Here is a 13,257-nt window from a genome sequence, read left to right as displayed (position 1 = left end):
GCAGACGCCGCCAGGCTGGCCTCAACAAGGGCGAGGCCGCTCACAAGCTGAAACGCGCTGTTTTCTTCCACGAGCGTGGCGAAATCCGGGACCGATCGTTCGAAAGCCAGGCGTTCCGCGCATCCGGCCTTAACCTCGTCGTCAGCGCGATGAAGGCTTTCGGAAACTTCGTCTTCCCTTTGGCCTGCGGCGGGTCGCATGAGTTCCAGCTTCGTTCGACCTTAACGTATGACTTCGCACGGCTCTTGTTCTGACCCAAACTTCTGAAAAAGTGGAGAGCGTCTATCACATAAAAAGCAGAATAGTTTTTTCCTGCTTCGCCAGCCAAGCCTGATCTTTCAGGGTAAGTCTGTCCTCCTCAATCACAGGTTCGAATCTTAGACCCAGCCGCCATCAACGATAAACTGCTGACTCGTGCACATGCTGCTATCGTCGGCAGCAAGAAAAAGAGCCATGCGCGCAATATCGGATGGCTGCAGCTTATCGGGCAGGCATTGACGCTCAGTGATCTGGCTCTCTGCAGTGGGAGTTACCCAAAGGCGAATCTGGCGTTCGGTCATTACCCAGCCAGGAACCATGCAATTGACACGAATCCTCTCAGGCCCCAATTCCCGGGCAAGAGCGCGAGTCATGCCATAAACGGCAGCTTTCGCTGTCACATAGGCCGGGCAATCCGGATCGCCTACCATCCAAGTAATCGAGCCGAAATTAATGATTGACCCTCCGCCGAGCACCTTCATCTGGGATCGCACGGCCTGAGCGGCGAAGAACTGGTGGCGGAGGTTTATGGCCATTCGGTCGTCCCAGTAGGCGGGCGTAACCTCTTCGGTCTGGTGCCGGTCGTCGTTACCGGCATTATTGCACAGAACGCTGATCGCGCCATGCGCCAGCCGTGCCTGCTCTATCGCGGCCCGCAGTTGCTCGATATCTCTCAAGTCGCACGGGATATAGAGCGGCGGTTCGTCATCGGTTGCCTCTATTGACTGAACGAGACGCCGCGAAGGGTCTTCCGAAATATCCACGAAAGCGACCCGGCAGCCCTGCGCGCAAAAGTGTCGTACGAGGCTCTCTCCGATTCCGCTGCCGCCGCCAGTGACCAAAACGCTTCGTCTTTTGAGGCTGGGGTAGATTGCATAACCGTCGTTTTCGCTCATTTTCTGCTCTTCAGTGAGAGTGTCGTGGAATCGTCGCATCGCGACGACCGACGAGGAAATCAAAATCGCATCCCGCATCTGCCTGCAGCACGCGCTCCACATAGAGGCTCTCATAGCCACCGATCGGCGGCTCCGGCGAGCTCCAACTGCGCTTCCTTTCTACGAGTTCCGATTCCGATACCAGCATGTTCAACTTGCGGTTCGCAACATCAAGCTCGATGATGTCGCCATCATGCACCAAAGCAAGAGGGCCGCCCGCCGCTGCTTCGGGTGCAATGTGAAGCACCACCGTGCCATAAGCCGTGCCGCTCATGCGCGCGTCGGAGAGGCGCACCATGTCGGACACGCCTTTCTTCAACAGTTTGGCCGGCAACGGCATGTTCCCCACTTCAGCCATGCCGGGGTACCCGCGTGGACCGCAGTTCTTCAGCACCATGACCGACGACGCGTCTATGTCGAGGAGTGGATCGTCGATGCGCGCATAGTAGTGCTCGATGTTTTCGAACACGACAGCCTTGCCGCGGTGTTGCATGAGTTCAGGTGATGCGGCTGAGGGTTTGATCACCGCGCCGTTGGGCGCCAAGTTGCCGCGCAGGACCGCAATGCCCCCCTCGTTGGTCAGGGGACTGTCCCATGAACGGATTACATCGGGATTGTAATTGGGGGCATCCTTGACGAGCTCGCCTATTGCATGGCCGCTTACCGTCATGGCATCGCCATGCAAGAGTCCAGCTGCGAAGAGAGCGGCCATCACCGCCGGCAGCCCGCCCGCGTAATAGAAATCCTCCATCAGGAAGCGGCCTGAAGGCATCAGATCAACGATGGTAGGAATGCCCCGACCCAGCCAATCCCAGTCGTCGAGATCCAAATTGACCCCAATCCGGCGCGCGATTGCAATGAGATGAAGAACCGCGTTGGTCGATCCTCCAATGGCCCCGTTGACCCGGATCGCGTTTTCAAATGCATTGCGAGTGAGGATGTCGGACATGCGTACGTCCTGCTCGACGAGCTCGACGATTCTGCGGCCGGCCATTTGCGCCAGGACGAACCGTCGCGAATCGACGGCAGGTATAGCGGCATTGTCGTGCATGCCTATTCCCAGCGCCTCCACCATGCTGGCCATGGTCGAGGCCGTTCCCATCGTCATACAGCTTCCGGCGGAACGGCTTTGGCCCTGTTCGGCTGCCAGGAAGTCCTTCACCGGCATCCGTCCCGCCTTGACGTCCTCGTAGAACTTCCAGACATGCGTTCCCGAGCCGATGTCCTGTCCCCTGAACTTGCCATTGAGCATCGGGCCGCCTGAGACGGTTATGGCGGGAAGGTTGCAAGATGCGGCTCCCATGAGCAAAGCGGGCGTGGTCTTGTCGCATCCCACCAGAAGCACCACGCCATCAATGGGATTGCTCCTGATGGATTCTTCCACGTCCATGCTGGCAAGATTGCGGAAGAGCATCGCCGTCGGGCGCATGTTGCTCTCTCCAAGCGACATGACAGGAAACTCAAACGGGATGCCGCCGGCCTCGTAGACGCCGCGCTTCACCCGCTCGGACAATTCCCTGAGATGGGCGTTGCAGGGTGTCAGTTCGGACCATGTGTTGCAGATGCCGATGACCGGTCGTCCGTCGAACCCATCGTCAGGGATGCCTTCGTTTTTCATCCAGCTCCGATGCATGAAGGCGTTCTTGCCTTCCCCATCAAACCAGGCTGCAGAGCGGAACTTACGTCTTTCGGCCATTGTCATTCCCGATTTGCCCTGCCGGAACCCGGAAGGGAGGTGTCAATGCAATGGAGTGCGCCAGCATTGACCATTGGTATTTTTCATATTATTAAGAATAAAAAAAATCAAGCGACGCGACCGGTGTTTAATGCGGGATTCCGAGATCGATCTGCGGTTTGAATTTGCGCGGTCGCTTGCGAAATCAGCCGGCGAGCTGGCGCGAACTTATTTTCGCGACCCGGTGCTGGGGCAGAGGTACAAAGCTCTCGCCGATCTCGTAACCGATGCGGATCTGGCGGTGGACGGCCACATCAGCCGTGCCATTGCGCAGTCTTTCCCGACTGACGCGATCCTCAGCGAAGAAGCAGGCGGAGATGATGCCGATACGCTTTGGATCGTCGATCCGATCGATGGGACACAGAATTTTGCGCGGGGCATCGCCAGATTTGCCATATCCATCGCTCTATGCCTGAAAGGCAGGCCGATATTCGGCGTTGTATATGATCCGATCGCCGCCGAACTTTTCTATTCGCGGACAGGCGGCGGGGCGTTCCTGAATGGAAAGCGAATCTCTACCAGCCAGACACTCAAGGTCGAAGAGGCGCTCGTTGAGGCAGGATATTCCGCCAAGTTCGGATGGCGGACGTACCACGCGATGACCGGGTTCCTCCTAGAGGAAGGCTTTGGCGTGCGCCAGTCGGGATCGGCGGTGCTCGGCCTGTGTGAAGTCGCGTGTGGCCGGATCGACGGCTATTGCGAATTGCACCTCGAAAGCTGGGATGTAGCGGCTGCTGCCGTGATTCTCGAAGAGGCCGGCGGCAGAATTATCGACTTTCTTGCTCCTGACTGGGTCAAACATGGCGGACCGATTGTTGCCGCGACCGAGGGAATATGGGATCGACTCCGCTATGCTGCGTCCCGCGTTCCAGCTTTCGATCCGGTACGGACCCGATCATTTCGATCTTGAGAAAGCATGACCTGGAAACGCAGTTGACAACGAGCGATGGCCATGGGAATTAATTATTATGAATAATATGAAAAATAAAGGGCCGCTTGGCATATCCACCGCAGCCGGTGCGCTGGCTGGAACCCATACGATGGCGCGCAGCTCGGGCAGTCTTCACGGAATGGTTGTGGAGCGCCTCGGCTTTCTGATTGCCTCCGGCGAGTTCAAGGCCGGGGATGTCCTCCCGAATGCCGATGAGTTGTCGGAGCGCCTCGGCGTGGGACGCAGCGTGCTTCGCGAAGGGCTTAAGGTTCTTTCCGGCAAGGGAATGATAGAAGCGCGCCCCAAGACGGGTACGCGAGTGCGCCCGAGAGCAGAATGGAACCACCTCGACCCGGACCTCCTGGCATGGCGCTATGCTTCGCCCAGTGTCGAGGATGTCGGGTCGATCTTCGACCTGCGTCGAGCGATCGAACCCGCGGCAGCTGCATTGTGTGCCAAGAAGGCATCGGCGGAACAGATCGCGCAGCTTTCGGCAATTCTGGATGAAATGAGCGCGACGGCAGACGATAGCGACAGGTTTGCCGGCCCCGACTTGTCGTTCCACCAGGCGCTCATGCGCTTCACCGGGAATGAATTGATCTCGACGCTTGGCAGCGTCGTTGAGATGGCGCTGCTCATAAGCTTCCGCTTGTCCGACGATCGCGGGGGCCAGAGGCATTCATTGCCGTTGCACAAGGGCGTGCTCGACCGGATCAGGGATCGGGACGAAGAGGGTGCGCGGCAGGCGGTCGTCACGCTTCTCAACGACGCCGAGGCCGACGTGCGGCGCGCTCTTGAGCGACGCAGCAAGGGCGAACGGCGAAACCGGTCCACTGCAGACAAGAGCCGATAGGGGTACTTCATGCGCATCATTCAGTTTCGCAGCGCCAACAATCAGAGACATGTCGGCCTGGTGGGGGATGGGATGAAAATTCATCCCCTGGCGAAAGTTAGCACTGTTTTCGAGCTCGCGCTGAAGTCCGCAAACGGCGGCAGGCCGATTGCCGACCTTGTTGCCGAGTTGGCGAGCGATGATGCGGCGGACTACCTTACACTCCTCGGCGAAGGCAGGGTGCTGACTCCTCTCGATCATCCGGAACCTGCGCGCTTTATGATAACCGGTACTGGACTCACTCACATCGGCAGCGCAGCTGCGCGCAACCGCATGCACCTTATCGGACATGGCGAGGCGGATGCCGAGGAGTCCGATTCCATGAAGATATTCAGGATGGGTCTCGAAGGCGGCAAGCCCGCAAAGGGAACGATCGGCATTCAGCCGGAATGGTTTTTCAAAGGCGTCGGAACTTGTGTTGTCGCACCCGATGAACCGCTGCCGCTCCCGCATTTTGCAGAAGCGGGCGCCGAGGAGGCCGAGATCGCGGGCTTGTACATTGTCGACGAAAAAGGCGCGCCCTGCCGTATCGGCTATGCGCTGGGAAACGAGTACTCGGACCATGTAACGGAGGGAAAAAACTACCTCTATCTCGCGCACTCCAAGCTGCGGGCGTGTTCGCTGGGTCCGGAACTGCTGCTTGGTGATCTGCCCGACGAGGTACGTGGTGTTTCCCGGATAGTTCGCAACGGAAAAACCGTTTGGGAAGAAGAGTTCCTGTCGGGAGAGAAATATATGTCCCACTCGATAGAGAATCTCGAGCACTACCATTTCCGCTATCCGATGTTTCGCCGCCCCGGCGACCTTCACGCCTACTTCTTCGGTGCGGCCGTGATGAGCTACGCTGCCGGCGTCCAGACGCAGCCCGATGACGAGTATGAGATCTCTGCGGATGTGTTCGGCCAGCCCCTGCGGAACAGGATGGTCGCTGAAGCCGATGAGGGGATGGTCACCGTCCGTGCGCTTTGATTGAGGGTCGGAGCGGGTCAATGGACTGGGTCGAAATAGACGCTTTAACAAAACGATACTCCGGCCACCTTGCGCTCGGCGATTTCAACCTGACGATCAAGAAGGGGGAATTCGTCTCCCTCCTCGGCCCCTCGGGATGCGGCAAGACAACAACGCTGCGCATCATAGCGGGATTTGAATCGGCGAGTTCGGGCAGGGTGTTGATCGCCGGCAAGAACCTGCTCGACGAGACCCCCCATCGTCGAGGCATGGGCGTCGTGTTTCAGCATTACGCGCTCTTTCCGCATCTGAGTGCCGCCGAAAACGTCGCCTTCGGAATGCGCATTGCGAAGCGCGATAGAAGCGCCATTGAACTGAAGGTGCAGGAGTTACTGGACCTAGTGAGCCTCTCGGACGCCGGCGGCAAATATCCGCGCCAGATGAGCGGCGGCCAGCAGCAGCGCATCGCGGTCGCTCGCGCCCTGGCGATAGATCCGAGAATGCTTCTGCTGGATGAGCCCCTGAGCGCACTGGATGCAGTCGTGCGTGTCGACCTACGAGACAAGATCCGCGAGATCCAATCCAAGCTCGGCATAACAACACTGTTCGTGACGCATGATCAGGAGGAGGCTCTCGCGATCTCCGATCGCGTGGTGGTCATGCGGGGCGGGCGGATCGAGCAGGTCGGCACCCCCGAGCAGATCTACATGCAGCCGGCTTCCCGGTTTGTCGCGTCCTTCATTGGTAGAATGAACCTGTTCGACGCGAAGGCGAAACGTGCCGGGCAGGTAACGACCGTGGTCGGCGAACACGTGATCAAAGTGAACCCCGCCAGCCTGTCCGGCACAAAGAACGGCGCGGCCGTGACGGTGCTCGTGCGTCCGGAAGCGGTTTGCATTGGCGACGTTGGCGGCACCATGTCAGTCGATAACGCCTATCCTGCGCGCATTGAGACGGTCACATTCAAAGGAAGCACCCGGCAACTCGTTCTTAGGACCCCCATCGGGGAGTTGATTGCCGATGTGGCCACCGTCAGCCAGTCCCAGCTAAGGCGCGGGGACATCGTTCAGGCGGGTTTCTCCTCCAGCGATTGCTCGGTTCTGTCCGATAGCGGGGAAGAAGGCGAGGCGGGGCACCAATGACAGTGGTCGACATGCAGTTAACGGTGGTCGGTGCTGGAACCACATTGCCGGCAAAGAATCGCAGCCCATCCTGCCACCTCGTCAGGTTCGGCGAGCGTGCGGTGGTGTTCGATCTGGGATCTGGGGCGCTCGCCGGGCTGGCAAGGGCGGGGTTGGATTACCGGGATATAGAAACGGTCTTCATCTCGCATCTTCATCCTGACCATACGCTGGACCTGATCATGCTCCTTCAGGCAGCCAATGCGACACCTGGCTGGACAAGAACCGCCCCGCTCACCGTGGCCGGGTGCAGGGGCCTCAAGCAATTCATCAGTCAGCTGCTCGATATCTTCAGGGATGCACGTCCGGAGACATATGAGTTGCTAATCCTCGAACTCGATGTGGGCTATCACCGCATTGCCGGCATGAAAATCGAAGTGGGTTTGACGGGCCACACGTCGAACAGCCTTGCATTTCGCGTGGAAACCGGGGGGGTGGCTTTCTGCTATTCAGGAGATGCCGTCGATCCCTTGGTGCTGAACGCACTGGCTCGGAATGCCGATATTTTTGTCTGCGAATGCTCGTTCCGTGCCGGTCATGCGACCGAAGACCACTTTACCGCCGACGTCGTCGCACGTGTTGCCTCGGGCGCAGCGGTGAGACGGCTTGTGCTTGTACACACCTATCCTGACACGTTCGGCCCCAGACTGCTTGAGGAGGTCGCTCTCGGGTTCTCCGGGCCGGTCACGCTGGCCGTCGACGGCCTGACGATAGATGCACGGAAAGTCCCATGATGCGGTCTGCGAGATGGGCATGGGCTGGACTGCTGCCGCTGCTGATTTTCCTGCTGGCGTTCGAGATCGCTCCCATTTTCAAACTGGTCGCCTCCGCGCTGACGGCAGACCGAGGAATCTCCTTCGCCAATTTTGGGCGCGCAATGACACCCACCATGACCTTGGCCTTTGCCAACAGCATGGCGCTTTCCTTTGTCAGCGCGCTCGGCGGCACGGTCCTGGGAGCGATTGTCGCCTACGCGATTATTACTTCCAGGCGCTCGGCCACGCGAAACGCGCTGACGGCGTTGGCGGATGTGACGGCAAACTTCGGTGGTGCGCCCCTGGCGTTCGCCTTCATCATAACGCTCGGCTCAACGGGGGTGGTGACGCTCCTGCTCAAGGAGGTGGGCATCAACCTCTATCCGGCATTTCGTATCTACTCGATCGGTGGGCTGGCGTTGGCCTATCTGTATTTCCAGCTTCCTCTCGCGGTCCTGCTCATGATCCCGGCCCTGCTTGGTTTGCGCGGGGAATTGCGCGAAGCGTCCACCAGCCTTGGCGCCACCAAGAGCCAATACTGGTCGCGTGTCGCCATACCGATATTGCGGCCCAGCCTGCTCGGCTGTTTCTTTCTCCTCTTTGCCAATGCGTTCGGAGCTTACGCTACAGCCTGGACGCTCACAGGGTCTTCCGTAAATCTGGTCACCGTCCAGATCGGCTCCCTGGTGCGGGGAGAAGTGCAGTTCGACCCGGCTCTCGCCGACGCAATCGCGGCCCTGTCGTTGCTCGTGATGATGATCTGCGTTGCGGCCTATCAGCTTCTTGTGCGCAACAACGGAGCGACAGGCAAATGACACCGATTGCCGATCACCAACATTCTGCTGGGGGGGCGTCAAGCATATGGCGCGTGGCGGTTGTTGGCTTTTTTCTGGTCTTCATGATCGTCCCTGTTGTCGCGACTGCGCTGTTTTCGGTGTCGGTGCGTTGGGACCGCTCGATTTGGCCTGAAGGGCTGACAGGCCAATGGTGGGTGAAAGTCACCTCGAAGTCGGCGTTCAAGAGTTCGCTGGCCAATTCCCTATTCGTATCTGTAGGCACCGTCTTCCTGTCGCTCGTGCTCGTGGCGCCCACTGCATATTGGGTTCACACACGGTTGCCTCGCATCAAGCCGCTCGTCGAATTGCTGGCGATCCTGCCATTCGGGCTTCCGGGCGTCGTTTTGGCATTGGGATTGATCCGCCTCTATTCGGGCGTTCCGCTTCCGATCATCAACACTGCCAATATCCTGATCGCTTCCTATGTCGTGATCACACTGCCCTTCATGTACCGGGCGGTGATGAACGCTCTGGAAGCGATCGACACGAAAACGCTGTCAGAAGCAGCTCAGAGTCTCGGCGCCAATCACTGGCTGATTTTCATCCGGGTCATCATGCCGAACGTCAGTTCCGGTGTAGTGAACGGATGCCTGCTGGTGTTTTCCGCCGCGTTTGCGGAGTTCGCGCTTGCCAACCTGCTGGTCGGCACGCGCTTCAAGACATTTCCCATGTATCTCGTGGAATTCACGCGGTTCGATGCACGACAGGCAAGTGCCTTAGCCTTCATGAGTTTCGTCTTTGCGTGGATCATCTCGCTCTCGATCTTGTGGGTGGTCGGATGGAGGGGTCAGCCAACAAGAGGGGCGGGGCAAGAAAAGCCGACTTAAGGCAACCAATCACCAAACTTCCAGAAGGAGTCAGTGCAATGATTATCAGAAAATTGCGATCCACCGTGTGTGCGATCGCGCTCATTCCGCTCGCCGGTTACGCCCAGGCCCAAAGCAGTCCGGAAACAATCGCGGGCGCCAAGACAGAAGGCAAACTCGTTTCCTACGGAATGTCGGACGATTGGGTCAATTTAGGCTCAATCTTTGAACGCATCGAGGAAATATATGGCGTCGAACATGTCGATACCGACATGACCTCGGCAGAGGAGATCAGTCATCTGCTCGCCGAGAAGGATTCGCCGGTGATGGACATCGCGGATATTGGCTATGACTTTCTGGGGCGTCTGCTGGAAAACAATCTTGCGGCGACCTACAAGAATTCCAATTGGGACAAGATCAAGCCGGAGTTCAAGGATCCCGAAGGCCGATGGGCTTCTTCCTATTGGGGGGCCATCGCGTTCCTGGTCAATACGGATCAGGTGAAAACGCCGCCGCAGACATGGAACGATCTGCTGAAGCCGGAATACAAGGACATGGTGTGCAGCCGCGACCCGCGCGTCTCGACATATGCCACGGCTTCCGTGCTCGCTGCTGCATTTGCCAATGGCGGTGGCGAAAGCAATGTCACGCCCGGACTCGAATGGCTCAAGACCTTGCGGGATAGCGGCAACCTGCGAGATGGCGTGGTGCTGAACGTGGCGTCCATCCAGAAGGGAGAGTGCCCGATTTCTCTGGTGTATGATTTTGACGGGTTCGCCAAGCGCGACGCGACCGGCTTGCCGCTGCAGGTCATCATTCCCACCGACGGAACGGTTGGGATGCTGTTCGCGCAATATGCCAGCGAGCTTGCTCCGCATCCCAATGCAGCGAAGGGTGCGCTCGATTTCCTGTTTTCCGACGAAGGGCAGCAGCTGCTGGCGCAGGGCTACGCTCACCCTACGCGGGACATCGAACTGCCGGCCGAGGTCAAGGAAAAGATGCTGCCCGCCTCAAGCTATGAGAAGGTCCATTTCCCTTCCAATTTGGCGAACTTCTCGACCTCCATCAAAAACATTGTCGATGGCTGGAATGCCATCGCGGGCCAATAAGGCTAAGAGCTATTCCGCGGCGCTCGCAGGCGCCGCGGTTCATCCCCAGTCTAGCGGAACATGTCCGACATGGACCGTCCCACCAGCCTGCTCGCAGCAACCATAAGAAACAGGGTGGCGACGTTGCAGATCGTGCCCAGCGCGCTTGCCTTGGCAAGTTCGTTGCCCAGCACACGCTCGTAGATGGCGATCGATATAGGCTTCCAGTTTGCCGAATAGAGCAGGACGGTCGCACTTATCTCGCCGATCAGCGTCGCAAAGACCAGAATGGCCGAAGCGAGCAAGCCGGGGGCAAGGAGCGGCACCATGATGCGCCGCATCGTATATGCCCATGATGCGCCGCATATCGTGGATGCTTCTTCAATCTTGGGGTCTATCTGGCCGACAGCAGTGACAGCCGAGCGGAATACGAAAGCCACGCGCCGGGTGAAATAGGCCAGAACAAGAATGGTCACGGTGCCGGTCAACAGAAGCGGTCGGCTGTTGAACGCCGCCAGATATGCGACACCCACCACCAGGCCGGGCAAGACGAAGGGAAGCATGATCGTGAGATCTACTGCCCATTTGGAAACCGCGCGTCCGCGCGCCATGGCATAGGCGGTAATGGAGCCGAACACGACGCAAGCCAGCGTGGCGATGCCCGAAAGGATGATGCTGTTTGTCATCGACGATAACGCGTCGGCCCATACGGCCCTGTAATTGGCCAGACCGTATTCCGAAGGCAGAAGCGTGTCGCCCCATCGCAGCGAGAAAGAGTAGAGCGCGACGACCAGTTGTGGAAGCAGCGTCACGGCGAGCACGGTCCAAATGAATACATTGGCCACGAAACGTGGTCCGCGGCCGCTGGCACGTGTGAAGCCGCGCGACGAGCCGGTCAAGGTCGCAACGTTTTTCCGATTGACCCATGTCAGCACGCCCAGCCCAGCGACCGTCAGGAGGACATTCACGATGGCGATGGCCGCTGCGGCATTGAGGTTGAAGAAGCCGTTCACCTGATAATAGATCAGGGTGGGAAGGACCTGCATCTCTCCACCAAGGATGGACGGTACGCCGAAATCTCCGAGCGCCTTGATGAACACGATGAGCATTCCGGCAGTGATGGCGGGCATGGCCAGCGGCAACGTAATCGTACGCAGTATGTGGGTGTTGGTAGCACCCGTCATGCGGGCGGCTTCCTCTATAGTCGGATCACCGGCGGCCAGTGCCGCCTGCACCATCAGGAACAGAAAGGGCAGGTAACTCAGGGCGAGCGCGATGGTCACACCCCAGGCGCCATAAATGGGCGGCAGCCGCAAGCCGGTATATTCGAGCAGGAGCTGGGTCGCGATGCCGTTGTTTCCCAGGACCATCACCCACGCATAGGCTCCAATGAACGGCGGCGCGATCAGGGGAATAACCGAGAGCGAAAGCACAAGCGGCCGAAACGCGATGTCTACTTTCGCTGTGGCGAACGCCATCGGAACGCCCAGCACCGCAGCGACTACCGTCGCACCGCCACTGGTGAGAAGGGAGTTGAAGAACGCGCGTTTGTAGCTGCCGGCAGTGAAAAAACGCTCGAAATTCGCAAGTGTAAGATTGCTCACCGCGAAGGCGTCCCCATTTCGCAGGAACGCCAGCAACAGGCCGTTCAGGAGCGGATAAAGCAGGAACAGCAGGGCGATAATGATGGCGATTATGCTGATCACAAGGGCGACGGGATCGGGAAATATATAGCGCTTCGGGGTCATGGCTCACCCCTGAAAACGGTCGCGTCTGCAGCGCTGAATCCGAACTGGCAGGTGTCGTTCTCCTTGAGTTTCCGCTGAGCGCCACGCGGCTGATCGACCATCAGCTCCGTCTCATACCCATCAAGAATGACATAGGCGCGCGACCACGGACCGAGGTGCTCAATTCGGTCCACCCTGCCATTCAGTGGTCCGTCCTCGTCAGGAACTATACTCTCGGGACGAATCATCAGAAGCAACCGGTCGGATGCGGATGCTCCGCGGATCTCATTGGGAGGCCCCAGGCAAATTCGCTCCGCGGCAATCTCCGTTTTATCGCCAAGCCGCAAAACGCGATCGCCAATCATGGCTACAGGCAGGAAATTCGCCTTGCCTATGAATCCGGCAACGAACAGTGAATTGGGGCGGTCATATATTTCAGTGGGCTGACCGATTTGGGCGACGCGCCCCTGATCAAAAACCGCGATCCGGTCGGAGACCGCCATTGCCTCCTCCTGGTCGTGCGTCACATAAAGCACGGTGATACCGAGGGAGCGCTGAACGCGTCGTATCTCATCGCGCATCTGGACACGCAATTTTGCATCGAGATTGGCAAGAGGCTCATCGAGCAACAGGACCGGCGGGCGATAGACAAGCGCGCGTGCAATCGACACCCGCTGTTGCTGACCGCCCGAGAGTTGCCCCGGAAGCCTTCCGGCGAGTTGGGTAAGCGCGAGCAGGTCAAGGCTCTCGCGAACGCGGGCCTTGATTTCGACTTCAGGCAGCTTTCGGATGCGAAGGCCGTAGGCAACATTCTCTTCGACCGACAGGTGCGGAAACAAGGCATAGGACTGAAACACCATTCCTATGTTTCGCAGCCGCGCAGGTGTGGAAGTGGTGTCGGTACCGTCGACGATCACCCTGCCACGCGAGACCGTTTCCAGTCCTGCAATCATGCGCAGTGTTGTCGTCTTGCCGCAGCCAGAGGGTCCGAGCATCGTAAAGAATTCGCCGGGACCCACGTCAAAGGACACATCGTTGACGACAGTGGTCGCTCCGGCCGCCGTTTGATAGACCTTGGCAAGGTCCTGGACACGTAGATTACCTGCCATCCTGGTTTCCGCTCCCGGTGCAGCTGCTCGAAAAACGTCCGGCGGCACAATTGCCG

At 58.7% G+C, this 13,257-nt stretch carries 12 protein-coding genes and 1 pseudogene; 9 read left to right on the top strand and 4 right to left on the bottom strand.

The genetic code is table 11. From position 1 onward, the window contains the following. Window positions 1-2: 2 nt before the first annotated feature. Window positions 3-152, top strand: a pseudogene (locus M9924_18260) (Tn3 family transposase). A gap of 225 nt (window positions 153-377) precedes the next feature. Here M9924_18260 and M9924_18255 read toward each other — a convergent pair. Together M9924_18255 and M9924_18250 are read right to left on the bottom strand one after the other, a co-directional pair. Beyond that, the gene (locus M9924_18255) at window positions 378-1,154 is read right to left on the bottom strand and encodes an SDR family oxidoreductase (GenBank protein ID MCO5066340.1); all 777 of its coding nucleotides are present in this window, start codon (window positions 1,152-1,154) and stop codon (window positions 378-380) included. Window positions 1,155-1,164: 10 nt separating this feature from the next. Next, on the bottom strand, window positions 1,165-2,889 hold the full coding sequence (locus M9924_18250) for a dihydroxy-acid dehydratase (protein MCO5066339.1): 1,725 nt from the start codon (window positions 2,887-2,889) through the stop codon (window positions 1,165-1,167). 130 nt (window positions 2,890-3,019) lie between these two features. On the opposite strand from M9924_18250, the gene M9924_18245 reads away from it, so the two are divergent. From M9924_18245 to M9924_18210, 8 genes are read left to right on the top strand one after another with little or no spacing between them, the layout of a single operon-like run. Then, window positions 3,020-3,838 (top strand): inositol monophosphatase, encoded by an 819-nt coding sequence (locus M9924_18245; protein ID MCO5066338.1) that lies wholly within the window; start codon window positions 3,020-3,022, stop codon window positions 3,836-3,838. Between the two features lie 58 nt (window positions 3,839-3,896). After that, a complete protein-coding gene (locus M9924_18240; GenBank protein ID MCO5066337.1) occupies window positions 3,897-4,712 on the top strand; it encodes a FadR family transcriptional regulator in 816 nt (271 codons plus the stop codon). Window positions 4,713-4,721: 9 nt separating this feature from the next. Then, complete coding sequence (locus M9924_18235) at window positions 4,722-5,720, top strand: FAH family protein (GenBank protein MCO5066336.1); 999 nt, start codon at window positions 4,722-4,724, stop codon at window positions 5,718-5,720. Window positions 5,721-5,740: 20 nt separating this feature from the next. Next, a complete protein-coding gene (locus tag M9924_18230) occupies window positions 5,741-6,841 on the top strand; it encodes an ABC transporter ATP-binding protein (protein MCO5066335.1) in 1,101 nt (366 codons plus the stop codon). Further along, window positions 6,838-7,614, top strand: coding sequence for an MBL fold metallo-hydrolase (locus M9924_18225; protein ID MCO5066334.1), 777 nt, complete (start codon window positions 6,838-6,840; stop codon window positions 7,612-7,614). Before M9924_18230 ends, M9924_18225 begins: the two co-directional genes overlap by 4 nt. After that, on the top strand, window positions 7,611-8,450 hold the full coding sequence (locus M9924_18220) for an ABC transporter permease subunit (GenBank protein MCO5066333.1): 840 nt from the start codon (window positions 7,611-7,613) through the stop codon (window positions 8,448-8,450). Before M9924_18225 ends, M9924_18220 begins: the two co-directional genes overlap by 4 nt. Before the next feature lie 53 nt (window positions 8,451-8,503). Next, window positions 8,504-9,298: an ABC transporter permease gene (locus tag M9924_18215; GenBank protein ID MCO5066332.1), complete on the top strand. Its 795-nt coding sequence runs from the start codon at window positions 8,504-8,506 to the stop codon at window positions 9,296-9,298. A 38-nt stretch (window positions 9,299-9,336) separates the two neighbouring features. Next, window positions 9,337-10,386: an extracellular solute-binding protein gene (locus M9924_18210; GenBank protein MCO5066331.1), complete on the top strand. Its 1,050-nt coding sequence runs from the start codon at window positions 9,337-9,339 to the stop codon at window positions 10,384-10,386. A 50-nt stretch (window positions 10,387-10,436) separates the two neighbouring features. Here M9924_18210 and M9924_18205 read toward each other — a convergent pair whose 3' ends face one another. Together M9924_18205 and M9924_18200 are read right to left on the bottom strand one after the other, a co-directional pair. Then, window positions 10,437-12,113: an iron ABC transporter permease gene (locus M9924_18205; GenBank protein ID MCO5066330.1), complete on the bottom strand. Its 1,677-nt coding sequence runs from the start codon at window positions 12,111-12,113 to the stop codon at window positions 10,437-10,439. Continuing rightward, window positions 12,110-13,201: an ABC transporter ATP-binding protein gene (locus M9924_18200; protein ID MCO5066329.1), complete on the bottom strand. Its 1,092-nt coding sequence runs from the start codon at window positions 13,199-13,201 to the stop codon at window positions 12,110-12,112. The genes M9924_18205 and M9924_18200 overlap by 4 nt, the downstream gene beginning before the upstream one ends. Window positions 13,202-13,257 lie beyond the last annotated feature (56 nt).

The organism is Rhizobiaceae bacterium, from assembly GCA_023953835.1.
GTDB lineage: Bacteria > Pseudomonadota > Alphaproteobacteria > Rhizobiales > Rhizobiaceae > Mesorhizobium_G.
The sequence above is the reverse complement of the archived record's forward strand: the minus strand, read 5'-3'. Positions and strand labels throughout refer to the sequence as shown.